This is a genomic window from Pseudarthrobacter sp. NPDC058362 (assembly GCF_042723515.1).
GTDB lineage: Bacteria > Actinomycetota > Actinomycetes > Actinomycetales > Micrococcaceae > Arthrobacter.
Window position 1 is genome coordinate 79,413 of the sequence record NZ_JBHXIW010000005.1, and the last position, 14,150, is coordinate 93,562.

Sequence of the window (14,150 nt, forward strand, 5' to 3'; positions counted from 1 at the left end):
CCTAGGCAAGCCCCGGAACAGTGGTAAGCGCCGTCGTCGGCTATGTGGATAACCGGCCAGCGGCCAAGTAACGCAGCTGCCGGGCTTAGAGGGCCGCGGGAGTTCATGAAAGAATCAGCACATGCCTCAAACTGCCGCCACCGACACCCGTACGCCCTCAGGACGCCTGGCCCTCGCCGCGTCCCCGGAACAAATCGCGCTGGGCCCGCTGGACGGCCGTTACCAGGCCGCCGTGGCGCCGCTGGTCGATTACCTGTCCGAGGCCGCCCTGAACCGGGACCGCGTGGCCGTCGAGGTCGAGTGGCTCATCCACCTGACCAGCAACAACGTCCTTCCCGGCGCCGGACCCCTGAGCGCGGAACAGCAGGAGCAGCTGCGTGCGATCGTCACCGAATTCGACGCCGCATCCGTGGCCGAACTCGCCGAAATTGAGGCCGTGACGGTCCACGACGTGAAGGCCGTGGAGTACTACATCGGCAGGCGACTTACGGGCATCGGCATCGAAAATCTGACCGCCATGGTCCACTTCGGCTGCACCTCCGAGGACATCAACAACCTGTCCTACGCACTGGGCGTCAAGGGGGCTGTGGAGGACGTGTGGCTTCCGGCAGCCCGCAGTCTCGTGGCCCAGATCAGCAAGATGGCGGAGGACAACCGTTCAGTCCCGATGCTTTCCCGCACCCACGGCCAGCCCGCCACGCCCACCACGCTGGGCAAGGAACTGGCCGTCGTCGCGCACCGGCTGAACCGCCAGCTGGACCGGATCGCCAGGACTGAGTACCTGGGCAAGATCAACGGCGCCACCGGAACCTACGCCGCGCACGTCGCATCGGTCCCCACAGCCGACTGGCAGCAGGTTTCGAAGTCCTTCGTCGAGGGCCTCGGGCTCACCTGGAACCCGCTGACCACCCAGATCGAAAGCCACGACTGGCAGGCTGAGCTCTATGCAGACGTGGCACGCTTCAACCGCATCCTGCACAACGTCTGCACGGACATCTGGAGCTACATTTCCATCGGCTACTTCGCGCAGATCCCGGTGGCGGGCGCCACGGGTTCTTCCACCATGCCGCACAAGGTGAACCCCATCCGCTTCGAGAACGCCGAAGCCAACCTGGAAATCTCCTCCGGCCTGCTGGACGTGCTGGGTTCCACCCTGGTCACCTCCCGCTGGCAGCGCGACCTCACGGACTCCTCCAGCCAACGCAACATCGGCGTGGCGTTCGGCCACTCCCTGCTGGCCATCTCCAACGTGGCCAAGGGCCTGGAGCGGCTGGACGTTGCGGAAGACGTCCTGGCCGGGGACCTGGATACCAACTGGGAAGTGCTGGGCGAGGCGATCCAGATGGTCATGCGCGCCGAGGCGATTGCCGGCGTCGAAGGCATGGAGAACCCGTACGAGCGCCTCAAGGACCTGACCCGCGGCCAGCGCGTGGACGCGGCCCGCATGCAGGAATTCGTCCAGGGCCTGGGCCTCTCGCCCGAGGCCGAGGCGCGCCTGCTGGCGCTCACCCCGGGCAAGTACACGGGCATCGCGGACCAGTTGGTGGACCACCTCAGGTAGGCGGCTGCCCGCACTACAGCGTACGACGGCGGCGCCGGGCTCTTCGGGGTCCGGCGCCTTCGTGTTGACGCGGCGAAGTTTGGGCAGGCCGGGTGCGAAACTGGGAGGATGAAGCTCCTCCTCATCCGGCACGGCCAGACCCCCGGCAATGTCCTGGGCCAGCTGGACACCGCCCATCCCGGCCCCGGACTGACCGAGCTCGGCGTGCGGCAGGCCGAGGCGATGGCGCGTTCCCTGGCGCACGAGCCGATTGGTGCCCTCTACTCCTCCACGCTGGTCCGGACGCGGATGACCGCTGCCCCGCTGGGCCGGCTGCACAATCTGGACGTTAAGGTACTGGAGGGCGTGCAGGAGATTGAAGCGGGCGCCCTGGAAATGCTGACGGACCATGAATCCATCCGCCGCTACCTGGGAACCGTGTTTTCCTGGGCCGCCGGCGAACTCGATCGCAGGATGCCTGCCGGGCCGGACGGCCACGAGTTCTTTGGCCGCTTCGATGCCGCCATTGCGCAGGTGGCCGAACGCGCTGCGGACCGGGAGGAGGCCGCGGCCGCCGTGGTCAGCCACGGTGCGGCCATCCGCACGTGGGCCGGTAGCCGGGCCAGGGACGTGGACCACGAATTCGCCGCCCGGCACATTCTGGCCAACACCGGAATCGTGGCACTCGAAGGTGACCCTGACAGCGGCTGGAAGCTCATTCATTGGGATGGCAGCCCCGTCGGCGGACTCGCACTGGCCGACCCCACCGCCGAGGACCCGGCAGGGCGCGGTGCACGGCCCTAGCGACGCATAAGGCGCGCGGCCATCGCAGCGGCCTGTTCCGCCGTCGGCCGTTCCGCGCTGTCCATGGCCGTCAGGGAACGGAGGAATGACTGCCACTCCGGACCCAGCGAATCGGGGACGTGGGGGCTGCGGAAAGTCCGTGCCACGAGCGACTCCACGGCAGTTCCCGGGAAGGCCTTGTCGCCGGTGTGCAGTTCCAGGAGCACCAGGCCCATGGAGTAGATATCCCACGAAGTCTGCGCCGCGCCGCCGGAGGCCTGTTCCGGGCTCATGTAGTGCACGGTCCCGGAGGAGATGCCGGGTTCCGGGGAGGCTCCCGCACGGGCGGTGATGCCGAAGTCGATGATCCGGACGGGGCTGCGGCGAAGTCCGCTGAGCATCAGATTGGAGGGCTTGATGTCCCTGTGGACCAGCCCGTGGGAGTGCAGGTGGGCGAGCGCCTCGAACAGGCAGTACGCCCAGGCCGCCAGCTCTGCTTCCGGGCAGCGCCCCCGCGACACGACCCGGGACAGGTTCTCGCCGAGCGCAAGCTCTTCCACCAGGTAGGGGCGGCCGGCGTGGGTGCCGCGCTCCGGGGTGGTTCCGGAGGCGATGAAGCGGATGATGGAGGGGTGATCCAGGGTGGCAAGCACCGCCGCTTCGTTTAGGATCACGTTGCGGTGCTTGGGCTCGACCGCCACCGCGATCTTCACGGCAGCATCCGGTCCCCCGGTCAGGTCCACGGCTCGGTAGACCTCGGCGGCAGAACCCCGGCCCACGCGTTCCCGCAATTCATAGCGGCCTGCGAGGATGGCGTCGTTCGCCTGCCCGCCGGCGTGCCTGCCGATGGGGGCAGGGGAGGTGGCCGGCGCAGCGGGGCTGCTGGGCGCGGCAGGGCTGCCGGGCATGGCGAGAGTCGGGGTGCTCACGCGCAGAGTGCGGATTCGTAGGGGGACGCGGGCTGCAGCAGCGACTCAGGCGCGGCGGCCCCAGCGTCCAGCTGAAAGCCGCAGCTGCAGCGCCACACCGGGGGAAGGTGGACGGGCACGCCATCTTCCGGTTCGAAGCTGTATTCCACGGCCTGCGGTCCGACGGCCGGAACCACCAGTTCCATGGGCTCGCCGCAGTGCATGGGGCCGGCGTCTGTCGTTGGCATGCCGGCGAAAGAATTCGACGGTGAAAACTCTGCGAAGGTAACCAAAATGCTCACGACTCCATCTGGATGTAAACTCAGGACTGATCGTAAGCATACATATTACTAGTCGCACTAGCTAGTCCGCCTAGCTACTTCTCCTCGGAAACTTCTTCCAGGGCCTTGGTCATGCGGCGGAGGAAGTCCACCACCACTCGAGCTTCATCAGCGCTAAGGCTCTCGGCAACGGCCATCATGCGGCGGTGCATGGCACCCAGCGTGACCCGCACTTCCTTGTCCGATTCCACCGTGGGGACCACCACTACCGAGCGACGGTCGGTGGGGTGCGCCTCGCGCCGGACGTGGCCGCTGGCCACCAGCCGGTCAATCAGCGAAGTGGTGGAGGCGCTGGTGATGCCAAGGAACCGGCTAAGGTCCTTGGGAACCACGGACCGTCCGGACGCCTGGGCCCGAAGCAGGTAGCGGAGGGCCAGGATGTCGGTCTCGCCCATGCCCATAGAGTCGCGGGTGGACCGTCGCACGGCCGTCTCGGCGCTCCGGTAGTCACGCAGTGACTTCAGGATCGCGGCACTGTTGTCCAGTTGCCCGCCCTGCCCGTACCAGTACCCCGAACCTTCATTCACCGATGCAGCCATGCAGAACATCTTAGGCCACCTGATAACTAGGCCACCGAGAAACTTGACTCGCGGCCACTTCCGAGCGACAGTTCGGGCTGCCCGGGCTGTTATCCCATCGCTTACGACCCAGTAACACCCGCGTAACCGGCCCCTCTTAGCCTTGGGATGCATACCCCTTCGGCGAATCGAGGCCCCATGCAGACAAACCCCAGACTCAACATCCGGCAGGTGGCTTGGACCAACCCGGTGGGCGCGGATCTGCGCAGGGCACAGCAGGCGGAACTGGACGCCCGCTTCGGCACCCCGGACCACGAAGCCGGCACGCCGCCGTCGGCCGCCGACTGTGCAGTATTCCTGGTGGCATACGACAAAGGCTCCGGACAGCCCGTGGGCTGCGGCGGCCTCCGGCTGCTGGATCAGGCGACGGCGGAGATCAAGCGGCTCTACGTGGTGCCCTACACCCGCGGCTCAGGTGTTGCCGGCTCCATCCTGGCAGCGCTGGAGGCAGAGGCGTTCCGGCAGGGCATCACGCGCATCCTGGCCGAGGCCGGGTCTGCCCAGGCGGACGGGCGCAATTTCTACGCCAGTTCCGGCTTTGACCCGGTACCCAACTTCGGACCCTATATCGGCATGGAACACTCCGCCTGCTACGCCAAGAGCATCGACTGCCACAGCGCGGCACACACGGCCATGGCCTAAGCCAACCCGTTTACTGGGCGCCCGGCCAACCGGTGTAGGCCTCGGCAAGGTAGGCCCTGCCGTGGCGGGAGGACACCACCGAGTGCAGCTCCCCCAGCTGTCGGGCGCGGGAAAAGTCATCCGCGTCGGCCGGAGTGTGTAGCATGGTGGTCATCCAGTAGGAGAACTGCTGCGCCTTCCAGACCCTCTCCAGCGCGCGGTCGCTGTAGGTTTCCAGGAGCCGGTCCGAGCCGCTGTTGTAGTGGCTGTCGAGTCCCTCGAACAGTACCTTGACGTCGTGGATGGCCAGGTTCAGGCCCTTGGCGCCGGTAGGCGGAACGGTGTGCGCCGCGTCGCCGGCCAGGAACAGGTTGCCGTAACGCATGGGGGTGTGGACGAAGCTGCGGAACGGGAGCACCATCTTCTCCAGGACCGGGCCTTCCTTCATTTCGAAGCCGTTGCCGTTGACACGGCGGCGGAATTCGGCCCAGATCCGGTCATCGTCCCAGTCCGCCACGTTCTCCTTCGGATCGCACTGGAAGTACATCCGCTGCACCGTGTGCGTCCGCTGGCTGATCAGGGCGAAGCCGTCCGCGGAGTTGGCGTAGATGAGCTCATCGGAGCTGCGCGGCGCCTGCGCGAGGATTCCGAACCAGGCGAAGGGGTACTCGTGGAAGTACCACTTGCGGTTGGCCTCCGGAATCTGGAACCGGCAGTGGCTGCGGGAACCGTCCGCGCCCACCAGGAAGTCAGCCTGGATTTCGAACTCGACGCCGTCAGCATCGGTGAACCACACCTTCGGCCTGCCCTCAAGGTCGTGGACGGTGGTGTCCGTAACGCTGTAGCGGACGTCGCCGCCGTCATCCTTCCGCCGCGCGGCGAGATCCATGAACACGTCCGTCTGCGGGTACAGCCACACCGACTCCCCCACCAGGTCCTTGAAGTCGATCCGGTGGCTCTCGCCGTTGAACCGCAACTCGATGCCGTCGTGGCGGTCACCGTCCCGCAGCACGCGGTCCGAGACCCCGCTGTCCACCAGCAGGTTCACGGTGCCGTGTTCCAGGATGCCGGCCCGGACGGTTTCCGAGATTTCTTGGTGGCTGCGCACCTCGATGACGGTGGATTCGATGCCGGCCTTGGCCAGCAGGTGGGAGAGCATGAGGCCGGCGGGACCGGCACCCATGATGGCCACTTGGGTGGAGATAATCTTGCGGGGCATGGCTTCTTCTCGCTTCGTTGCGGGGCCGGGTTCCACGGCCGTGGGGTCTGCGTCCAGTGTGCGCCGGTGCCGTGCCCCGCTGACAGCACCTTTCCATTCAACGAAATCTTTTACGTCTCGCCGAGCTGCCTGGCAATCCCGCGCGCGGCAGTCTGGAGCGCCGGAACCAACGCCTGCAGTGACATCTCCTGAAGGGGAACCACGACGCCGAGCGCCGCCACAGCGCGGCGGCGAGGGTTAAGCACGGGGACGGCGATGCCCCACGTATCCGGATCAACCACGCCCTTGAGCTGCGCGAAACCCTGCTGCGACGTCGCGCTGAGCAGGGCGCGCAGGTCGTCCCGGCTGAGGCGGCCCTCCGGATCGGTGAACTGGGCGAGGTAGTCGGCCTGCAGGCCCTTCTCCTGGTAGGCCATGAGGGCCAGGCCGGCGGAGGTGATGTGCAACGGCATCCGTCCTGCAACCCGGGCACGGTTGGCCACCGAACCCCGCCTGGACAGCCGTTCGACGAACAGCGCATCCCAACCGTCCAGCACCGCCAGGTTCACGTTCTGGTTCAGCACCTGCTGGATGTCCTCCATAAACGGCATGGCCGCCTGGCGGAGTGCAAGGGTGGGGGACGCGCGGTTGACGAGCTCCCACAGCCGCAGTCCCGGCCGAACCACGCCGCCCGGCGCGGACTCGAGCAGGCCGTGGGCAGTCAGTTGCCGCACCAGCCGGTGGGTGGTGGCCAGGGGAAGATCCGCGCGGGCCGCGAGTTCCGAGAGCTGCAACGTGTTCACGTCCTCCGGAAAAGCGGAGATCAGCCGGACGATCCTGTCCACCACCGAGTCGCCGGAGGGTGAGTTCGCCATTGCGCCGGTCCCCGCTACATGCGGAGGGTCAGGGCACCGGGGTCCATCGTCATCAGGACGTGCTTGCCTTCGCCCTCGTGGTCCCCGTCCAACTGATAGTCGTCGTTGTGCTCCAGGGTGATCTCCACTGACTTGCCCTGGAAGTACTCCACCGCCGTATCGCGGTTGCGCCCCTTGCCCACGATCCCGGCCAGCACCGACAGCCAGCCCAACTTGCCGTGGTGGGGGGCCAGGACGGCGACGTCCAGCAGGCCGTCGTCGATCTTGGCATCCGGGAAGATCTCGAGGCCTCCCTGGACCTTGCCGCAGTTACCCACCATGACGCTCCGGACGCCCCGCCGCACCACGGTCCTGCCGTCCACCACCACGGTGGCCTTCACCGGCTTGCCGGGAAGGTTCCGGATCCCGGCGTCCACGTAGGCCAGCCAGCCCACCTTGTCCTTGAGGTCCTCATTCGTGTCCGCCATGATCGTGGCGTCGTACCCTACCCCGGCCATCACCAGGAACATCTGTTCCTGGTCCGGGTTGCTGCGGCGGGCCCGGACAACGTCGATCCTGCGCTCGGTGCCGGTCAGCGCGCCGGCCATGGCGCCGTCGTAATCCGTCACATCCATGCCCAGGTTCCGGGCCAGGAGGTTGCCGGTGCCCAGCGGAAGTAGGCCCATCGGAGTGTCCCCGCCGGCCAGGACTTCGGCCACGCACCGCACGGTCCCGTCGCCGCCGGCGGCGATCACCAGGTCGGCCCCCTGCGCCAGCGCCTCCCTGGCCTGGCCGACGCCCGGGTCTTCCTTGGTGGTTTCGAGCCAGATGGCCTCGCCCCACCCGTTCTCCACGCAGTGCTTGGCCACCAGGCCGCGCACGTCGATGTCCACCGGCTTGGCGGGGTTGACGATGATGGCGGCGCGCGGGGGCGATGTGGAGTTCGTGGCAGTCATGGCGCCAGCCTACAGTGCCTTGACCGCGCCCAGGACCTGCGCCAGCGAGTCCTTGGCGTCCCCGAAAAGCAGGGACGTCTGCGGCTCGTACAGGAGGTCGTTCTCGATTCCGGCGAAGCCCGGCCGCATGGAGCGTTTGAGGAACACCACCTGCCTGGCCTCGGACACCTCAAGGATGGGCATGCCGTAGATCGGCGAACCCGAGGACGTCTTGGCCGCCGGATTCACCACGTCGTTGGCACCAACCACCAGCGCCACGTCCGCGGTCTTGAAGGCCCGGTTGATCTCCCCCATTTCCTTCAGTGACTCATACGGCACATTGGCCTCGGCCAGCAGCACATTCATATGGCCGGGCATGCGGCCGGCCACCGGATGGATGGCAAAGTCCACCTCGATGCCCCGCGCCTCCAGCGCCTGCGCCAGTTCCGCCGCCGTATGCTGCCCCTGCGCCACCGCCAGGCCGTACCCCGGCACGATGATCACCCGCTGCGCGTAGCCCAGCAGCACCGCCACGTCCTCCGCGCTGGAGGACCTGACGGGACGGTCGCTCACGGCGGTGGATCCCGCCGTCGAACCGCCGCGGAAAGCCCCGAACAGGATGCCCGCAACGCTGCGTCCCATCGCCGCGGCCATGGCCCGGGTAAGGATGGTACCCGAGGCGCCTACCAGCGTGCCGGCCACCACGAGGAGGACGTTGCCGAGCACCACGCCGGACGCCGCGACGGCCAGGCCGGTGAATGCGTTCAGCAGCGAGATGACAATGGGAACGTCCGCGCCGCCCACGGGGAGCACCAGCAGGACGCCGGCAGCCAGGCCCAGGAGCAGCAGGCCCACCGCGAGGGCCAGGGATCCCGTCATGATGATTCCGACGGCGGAGCCCACCGCCGCGAGCAGCACCAGCGCCATCACCACGGGAAGGCCGGGGAAAACGACGGGGCGGGTGGTCATCAGTTCCTGCAGCTTGGCGAACGTGACGCCGGAGCCGGCGAAGGACACGGCACCCACCAGCAGCGTGAAGACGATGGCCAGGCGCACCCATGGATTGTCCGTGTGGGCGAGCTCCAGCAGGGCCACCAGCGCTGCCGCACCGCCGCCCACGCCATTGAACAGCGCCACAAGCTGGGGCATCTGGGTCATCTTCACCCGGCGCGCAACGGGTGCTGCCACTGCACTTCCCAGGGCGATGGCCGCCAGGATCCACGGAATGTTGTCCAACCGGGCGGACAGGAACACCGTCACCACGCCGACCACGGCACCGAGGGCGCCTATCAGGTTTCCGCGGCGGGCGGTCCGCGGCGAGCTGAGGCCCCGCAGCGCCAGGATGAAGAAGACGGCGGCAACGAGGTACAGGAGCGAGGTCCACACCGGGTCCAGGATGCTCATTTGCTGTCCCCCTTCGGTGCGGCTGATTGCCTGCTCCGGAACATGTGCAGCATCCGGTCCGTGACCACGAACCCGCCCACCAGGTTGGCTGTTGCCAGCACCACGGCCAGCAGCGCCACCCCCAGGACCCAGAGGTCCGTTGCCTGGCCGGCCACGATGATGGCGCCCACCAGGATGATGCCGTGGATGGCGTTGGCGCCTGACATCAACGGTGTGTGCAGGGTGCTCGAGACCTTGGACACCACCTCAAAACCCACAAAGACCGCCAGGACCGTAATAGTCAGCAGGCTCATCCCGTCCATCACTGCACCCCTTCCTGCCGGGTCTCGAGGCGCGGCGCCAACAGCTCGGCAGTGGGCTGGTGCCGCACCGCGCCGCCGTGGGTAAGACACGCGCCAGCTACCACGTCGTCGTCGAAATCCAGTGTTAGCGAGCCATCCCTGACCAGCAGGGCCAGCAGGTTGGCAACGTTCTTGGCATACAACCGGGAGGCATCCGCGGCCATGGCCGACGCCGGGTCCTTCAGGCCCACCAGGGTGACATAGCCGGAGCCGTCCGCGGTGGGGACCAGGATGTCCTGCCCGGGCACGGAGCCTTCCACGTTGCCGCCGGACTCCGCGGCGAGGTCGATGACGACCGATCCTGGGCGCATGCCCTGTACCATTTCGCGCGTCACGAGGCGGGGCGCCGGGCGGCCGGGGACCGCCGCCGTCGTAATCAATACGTCCGACTGCGCCACGTGCGGTGCCAGCAGCTGGCGTTGTCGGGTGCCGGCGTCGGAACTCAGCTGGCGGGCGTACCCGCCGGCCGCCTCCGCAGTCTCCAGGTCGAGCCGGATGAAGGTACCGCCCATGGACGCGACCTCGTCGGCGGAGGCGGGCCGTATGTCGTTGGCGAAGACTCGGGCGCCCAGCCGTTTGGCCGTGCCGATCGCCTGGAGGCCGGCCACCCCGGCGCCGAGGACCAGGACCCGCGCCGGGGGAACCGTGCCCGCGGCGGTCATGTAGAGCGGGAAGAAGCGGGGCAGGCGGATCGCCGCCTCAAGGACGCAGCGGTAGCCGGCCACCAGCGCCTGGGAGCTGAGCGCGTCCATCGACTGCGCCCGGGAAATGCGCGGTACCAGCTCCAGCGCGAAGGACGTGGCGCCGGCGTCCGCGAGCGCCTGCACCGTGGGAAGCGAGGACGACGGCGACGCGAGGCCTACCGTCACGGCGCCCGGTTTCAGCGCGGCGGCTTCGCCCGGATCCAGCGGGCGGACGTGGGCCAGGATGTCCAGGGCGCCCGGCTCCAGTTCGTCGACCACCTCCGCGCCGGCCTGGCGGTAGTCCTGGTCCGGATGCCCGGCGAACTCGCCCGCGCCGGCCTCGACGACGACGTCCAGGCCCAGCCCGGCCAGCTGCTTCACCGTCTCCGGAGTGGCGGCGACGCGCCGTTCCCCGTCCGTGCGTTCCCGCGGTATGCCCAGTTTCACCCGCGACTCCCTTCCTGCTGCACATGTCCTGCTGCATCCGGCACAAGATCCGCGGGCGGCGCCACTGCAGCACGCGGTTGGCTAGAGTCTATGGCTCCCCGCCCCTTGCCGGGAGTTCTTGTCCATGCAGAGGGCTTCTCCGGCCGTTTTAGGCCCTCTACGTGGACAAAACTGCGGCCCGGCCGCTTGTTCCCCGCCACCGGCGGCCGTAGCGTACTACCAATACGCGCCGTCGCCTCTGGCGGCCCGCTCCTGGGGGAGGAAGACCGGATGGCACAAAGCCATGACGACCTGCTGCGTCAGGCCCGGCTGCTGGAGAAAATCGGGCAGTCGGTCATAGCGCTGGATGCCGGCTACCGAATTTGCTACTGGAATCCGGCGTCGGAGCGCCTTTACGGCTTTCCGGCCGGCGAAGTCCTGGGGGCCGGCATCAACGACTTGGGCATTATCGACCGCACCGATGCCCGGACCGCGGAAATTGCCGCCATGGTGCGGTCCGGACTGGAGTGGTCCGGCGAGTGCTGGGTCAGGCACCGCGACGGGCACGGCTTCCCCATCCACGCCACCATTTCCATGCTCGACGACGGCCTGCCGGGCGACTGGTCGCTGGTGATCATTTCCAAGGACATCTCACAGCGCAAGCACCGGGAAGCGGTCCTCCGTCGAATGGCGGCGCTGGTGGAATCCTCAGGAGATGCCATCATCGGTACAGACCTGAAGGGGAAGGTCACCAGCTGGAATACTGGGGCCGCCCGGATGTTCGGCTGGACGGCGGTCGAGGCGACGGGGAGGGATCACAGGCTGATGACCGGCTCTGCGGAGGATGGGGCCGGCAACGGCGTCCTGGCCTTTTTCGACCGCAACAGCCACACCCAGGGGATCGAGGCCAGGTGGCAGCGCAAGGACGGGTCACCGATCGACGTTTCCCTGACGGTCTCGCCGGTCCACGATGAGGACGGGTTCCGGGTGGGGTCGTCTGTCATTGCCCGCGACGTGACGGCGCTGAAGCGGCTTCGGATGGAAGCGGACACTGAACGGGAGCGGCTCCTCGCTGCCCAGGAACTGGCCCACGTGGGAACGGTCGAATACAACTACGGATCGGGAACGTGGTGGCATTCCCGGGAGTATGCACGGATGATCGGTCTCGGCCCGGGCGAGAAGGCTTCACGGGAAAAGATCCGCTCCCTCGCTCATCCGCAGGACCGGGCCCTGCTGGAGTCGGTTTTCGACCGCTTCAATAATGGGGAACGCCACGCTGAATACGAATTTAGGATCGTCCGCGGGGGCGGAGAAATCCGCTGGCTGCAGTGCGTAGCCCGGATCGCCGAGGGGCCGGATGGACGCCCTGCCCGGCTCCTGGTCACTGCCATGGACATCACCGGACAAAAGCGGGCGCAGGAGGTCCTGGAACACCAGGCCTTCCACGATGCCCTCACCGGGCTGCCCAATCGGTACATGCTCGCCAACGTCCTGCAAGGCCTCCTTGACCGGGGTCGCCTGCGGGTGGTGGTGATGTTCGTGGACGTTGACCGGTTCAAGCTGGTGAACGACGGAATCGGCCACGGTGCAGGAGACAGCATCCTCCTCCAGCTGGGCGAACGTATCAGGGCGAACGTCCGCGGCACGGACACCGTGGGCCGGTTCGGCGGCGACGAATTCATCGTTATTTGCGAAGACCTGGGCGTGGACCAGTCCTTGGGGATGGCAGAAAGGATCCGCGCAGCCACGCGGGAAGGCTTCGAACTCCAGGGCCGCAAGATCTACCTCAACGTCAGCATTGGCATAGCCCGCGCCGAACCCGGCGATACCGCCGAAACGCTGCTTAGCAGCGCCGATACCGCCATGTATGCCGCGAAGGCCGCAGGCGGCGACCGGGCTGAAATCTTTGACCTGGAACCACAGAACGGCGGCATCAGGCGGCTGGACCTTGAGTCCGGCCTGCGCCAGGCGCTGGAACGGAACGAACTGACCGTTGTCTACCAGCCCATCGTGGACTTGGCTACGGAGCAGCCCGTGGGCATGGAAGCCCTCCTGCGCTGGCGGCACGCCCTTCATGGGCCCATCGACCCGCAGACGTTCATCCCGGTTGCGGAGGAGACCGGCCTGATTGTTCCGATCGGCGAGTGGATCCTGCGCCGGGCACTCGGCCAGGCTGCGACATGGCGCCGGACCGTTCCCGGAGCGGAAAACCTGGGCATCAGCGTGAACATCTCGGTCCGCCAGCTCGCGGTCCCGGACTTCCCGGAGAGGGTGCGCCAAGCCGTCGGGGAAGCGGGCATCGATCCGGGCTCCATCAGCCTGGAAATCACGGAAAGCGTGCTCATGGAACAGGCACAGCTGCCCATGGAGGCGCTGCGGGAGCTCCACAGGCAGGGGATCCGGCTTTCCATCGACGATTTCGGGACCGGCTACTCGTCCCTGAGCTACCTGCGCTGGCTCTTTGCCCGAGTGCTTAAGATCGACAAGGCCTTCGTGGACGAACTCGGCGAGAATCCCCAGGGCGCCACCCTCATCGAACTGATCCTGGGTACGGCACGCAGCTACGGACTGGATGTGATCGCGGAGGGCGTCGAAACCCCAGCGCAGGTGTCCGAGCTCCGGCGGCTGGGGGTGCCGTACGCCCAGGGTTACCATTGGCAGAGGCCCATGCTGGCGGAGGAGGTTCCGACGTGGCTCCTCGGGCGGAAGGTCAGCCGCGGGCCGTGAGGTCCGCCGAAATCAGCTTGGCCGTGGCCACGGTTTCCTGCGCCACGGAGGCCAGATAGGCGTCAGGCTCCGGCTGCGCCGCCACGGACTGCGCCTGCAGGGACACGTTCACCGCCGCCACCACCTTGGATCCGTCAAACACCGGCGCCGCCACGGACATGAGCCCGAGTTCCAGCTCCTGGTCCAGCACGCACCAGCCCTGCGCGCGGACGGTATCCAGGACGGCGAGCAGTTCGGGGACGGTTCCGAGCGCACGCGGCGTAAGGGGTTTGAGGTCCGCTGCTTCAAGGTAGGCAGCCAGTGCCTCCGGCGGCAGGTTCGCCAGCAATACCCGGCCCATCGACGTGGCATACGCCGGGAAGCGGGTCCCCACGGTGATGCCGATGTTCATGATCCGCCGCGTGGTCACCCGCGCAATGTAGGCGATGTCGGTGCCGTCCAGCACGGCCGCGGAGGTGGACTCCCCCAGTTTCAGGGACAGTTCCTCCAGGTGCGGTTGCGCCAGCTGCGGCAGTGAAAGCCCGGACAGGTACGCATAGCCCAGCTGCAGGACCCTGGCCGTCAGCGCGAACGTCTTGCCGTCCGTCCGCACGTAGCCGAGCTCCACCAGGGTGTGCAGGAAGCGACGCGCAGTGGCACGCGTCAGTCCGGTCCGCGCCGCCACTTCAGTGAGCGTCATGACCGGGTGTTCGGCCCCGAACGCGCGGATCACCGCCAGGCCGCGCGCCAGCGACTGGACGTACTGGTCGCTGGCCTGCGGGGTTCCTGGACGGGCAGCGTCGGTCATGGTTACCAATCCTAGGCCCCGGCG

At 67.5% G+C, this 14,150-nt stretch carries 14 protein-coding genes; 4 read left to right on the top strand and 10 right to left on the bottom strand.

The window, feature by feature from the left end; genetic code table 11:
• Positions 1–121 precede the first annotated feature (121 nt).
• Together purB and ACFWIX_RS11590 are read left to right on the top strand one after the other, a co-directional pair.
• Complete coding sequence (gene purB / locus ACFWIX_RS11585) at positions 122–1,561, top strand: adenylosuccinate lyase (RefSeq protein WP_377216269.1); 1,440 nt, start codon at positions 122–124, stop codon at positions 1,559–1,561.
• Between the two features lie 108 nt (positions 1,562–1,669).
• Entirely contained in the window at positions 1,670–2,344 is a 675-nt protein-coding gene (locus ACFWIX_RS11590; RefSeq protein ID WP_377216270.1) for a histidine phosphatase family protein, read from the top strand.
• Here the strand turns inward: ACFWIX_RS11590 and ACFWIX_RS11595 are convergent.
• The 3 genes from ACFWIX_RS11595 to ACFWIX_RS11605 all read right to left on the bottom strand — a co-directional run bounded on the left by ACFWIX_RS11595 (position 2,341) and on the right by ACFWIX_RS11605 (position 4,111).
• Complete coding sequence (locus ACFWIX_RS11595) at positions 2,341–3,252, bottom strand: serine/threonine-protein kinase (protein ID WP_377216271.1); 912 nt, start codon at positions 3,250–3,252, stop codon at positions 2,341–2,343. The two genes, ACFWIX_RS11590 and ACFWIX_RS11595, sit on opposite strands and share 4 nt — an antisense overlap.
• On the bottom strand, positions 3,249–3,533 hold the full coding sequence (locus ACFWIX_RS11600; protein ID WP_377216272.1) for a hypothetical protein: 285 nt from the start codon (positions 3,531–3,533) through the stop codon (positions 3,249–3,251). Before ACFWIX_RS11600 ends, ACFWIX_RS11595 begins: the two co-directional genes overlap by 4 nt.
• Before the next feature lie 74 nt (positions 3,534–3,607).
• Positions 3,608–4,111, bottom strand: coding sequence for a MarR family winged helix-turn-helix transcriptional regulator (locus ACFWIX_RS11605; RefSeq protein ID WP_377216273.1), 504 nt, complete (start codon positions 4,109–4,111; stop codon positions 3,608–3,610).
• Positions 4,112–4,288: 177 nt separating this feature from the next.
• Between ACFWIX_RS11605 and ACFWIX_RS11610 the strand changes: the two genes are divergently transcribed.
• Positions 4,289–4,792, top strand: a complete 504-nt coding sequence (locus ACFWIX_RS11610; protein WP_377216274.1) for a GNAT family N-acetyltransferase — start codon at positions 4,289–4,291, stop codon at positions 4,790–4,792.
• A gap of 10 nt (positions 4,793–4,802) precedes the next feature.
• Here the strand turns inward: ACFWIX_RS11610 and ACFWIX_RS11615 are convergent, their stop codons facing one another.
• The 6 genes from ACFWIX_RS11615 to ACFWIX_RS11640 form a co-directional block, all read right to left on the bottom strand.
• Entirely contained in the window at positions 4,803–5,990 is a 1,188-nt protein-coding gene (locus tag ACFWIX_RS11615) for a 4-hydroxybenzoate 3-monooxygenase (RefSeq protein WP_377216275.1), read from the bottom strand.
• 110 nt (positions 5,991–6,100) lie between these two features.
• Entirely contained in the window at positions 6,101–6,844 is a 744-nt protein-coding gene (locus tag ACFWIX_RS11620) for an IclR family transcriptional regulator (RefSeq protein ID WP_377216276.1), read from the bottom strand.
• 14 nt (positions 6,845–6,858) lie between these two features.
• Complete coding sequence (locus ACFWIX_RS11625) at positions 6,859–7,779, bottom strand: diacylglycerol/lipid kinase family protein (protein WP_377216277.1); 921 nt, start codon at positions 7,777–7,779, stop codon at positions 6,859–6,861.
• 9 nt (positions 7,780–7,788) lie between these two features.
• Positions 7,789–9,162, bottom strand: coding sequence for an NAD(P)(+) transhydrogenase (Re/Si-specific) subunit beta (locus ACFWIX_RS11630; RefSeq protein WP_377216278.1), 1,374 nt, complete (start codon positions 9,160–9,162; stop codon positions 7,789–7,791).
• Complete coding sequence (locus ACFWIX_RS11635) at positions 9,159–9,464, bottom strand: NAD(P) transhydrogenase subunit alpha (protein ID WP_377216279.1); 306 nt, start codon at positions 9,462–9,464, stop codon at positions 9,159–9,161. Before ACFWIX_RS11635 ends, ACFWIX_RS11630 begins: the two co-directional genes overlap by 4 nt.
• A complete protein-coding gene (locus tag ACFWIX_RS11640; protein WP_377216280.1) occupies positions 9,464–10,633 on the bottom strand; it encodes a Re/Si-specific NAD(P)(+) transhydrogenase subunit alpha in 1,170 nt (389 codons plus the stop codon). The genes ACFWIX_RS11635 and ACFWIX_RS11640 overlap by 1 nt, the downstream gene beginning before the upstream one ends.
• Before the next feature lie 270 nt (positions 10,634–10,903).
• Here ACFWIX_RS11640 and ACFWIX_RS11645 point away from each other — a divergent pair, with 270 nt between their 5' ends.
• Positions 10,904–13,339, top strand: a complete 2,436-nt coding sequence (locus ACFWIX_RS11645; protein WP_377216281.1) for an EAL domain-containing protein — start codon at positions 10,904–10,906, stop codon at positions 13,337–13,339.
• Here ACFWIX_RS11645 and ACFWIX_RS11650 read toward each other — a convergent pair.
• Positions 13,323–14,126 (bottom strand): IclR family transcriptional regulator C-terminal domain-containing protein, encoded by an 804-nt coding sequence (locus ACFWIX_RS11650; protein WP_377216282.1) that lies wholly within the window; start codon positions 14,124–14,126, stop codon positions 13,323–13,325. The genes ACFWIX_RS11645 and ACFWIX_RS11650 overlap by 17 nt on opposite strands.
• Between the last annotated feature and the right edge of the window lie 24 nt (positions 14,127–14,150).

What these genes read in the sequence shown, in the direction of transcription:
- ACFWIX_RS11635 (WP_377216279.1), bottom strand. Translation starts at nt 9,464, where the DNA reads ATGGACGGGATGAGCCTGCTGACTATTACGGTCCTGGCGGTCTTTGTG.
- ACFWIX_RS11620 (WP_377216276.1), bottom strand. Translation starts at nt 6,844, where the DNA reads ATGGCGAACTCACCCTCCGGCGACTCGGTGGTGGACAGGATCGTCCGG.
- ACFWIX_RS11615 (WP_377216275.1), bottom strand. Translation starts at nt 5,990, where the DNA reads ATGCCCCGCAAGATTATCTCCACCCAAGTGGCCATCATGGGTGCCGGT.
- ACFWIX_RS11650 (WP_377216282.1), bottom strand. Translation starts at nt 14,126, where the DNA reads ATGACCGACGCTGCCCGTCCAGGAACCCCGCAGGCCAGCGACCAGTAC.
- ACFWIX_RS11630 (WP_377216278.1), bottom strand. Translation starts at nt 9,162, where the DNA reads ATGAGCATCCTGGACCCGGTGTGGACCTCGCTCCTGTACCTCGTTGCC.
- ACFWIX_RS11625 (WP_377216277.1), bottom strand. Translation starts at nt 7,779, where the DNA reads ATGACTGCCACGAACTCCACATCGCCCCCGCGCGCCGCCATCATCGTC.
- purB (WP_377216269.1), top strand. Translation starts at nt 122, where the DNA reads ATGCCTCAAACTGCCGCCACCGACACCCGTACGCCCTCAGGACGCCTG.
- ACFWIX_RS11605 (WP_377216273.1), bottom strand. Translation starts at nt 4,111, where the DNA reads ATGGCTGCATCGGTGAATGAAGGTTCGGGGTACTGGTACGGGCAGGGC.
- ACFWIX_RS11645 (WP_377216281.1), top strand. Translation starts at nt 10,904, where the DNA reads ATGGCACAAAGCCATGACGACCTGCTGCGTCAGGCCCGGCTGCTGGAG.
- ACFWIX_RS11610 (WP_377216274.1), top strand. Translation starts at nt 4,289, where the DNA reads ATGCAGACAAACCCCAGACTCAACATCCGGCAGGTGGCTTGGACCAAC.
- ACFWIX_RS11590 (WP_377216270.1), top strand. Translation starts at nt 1,670, where the DNA reads ATGAAGCTCCTCCTCATCCGGCACGGCCAGACCCCCGGCAATGTCCTG.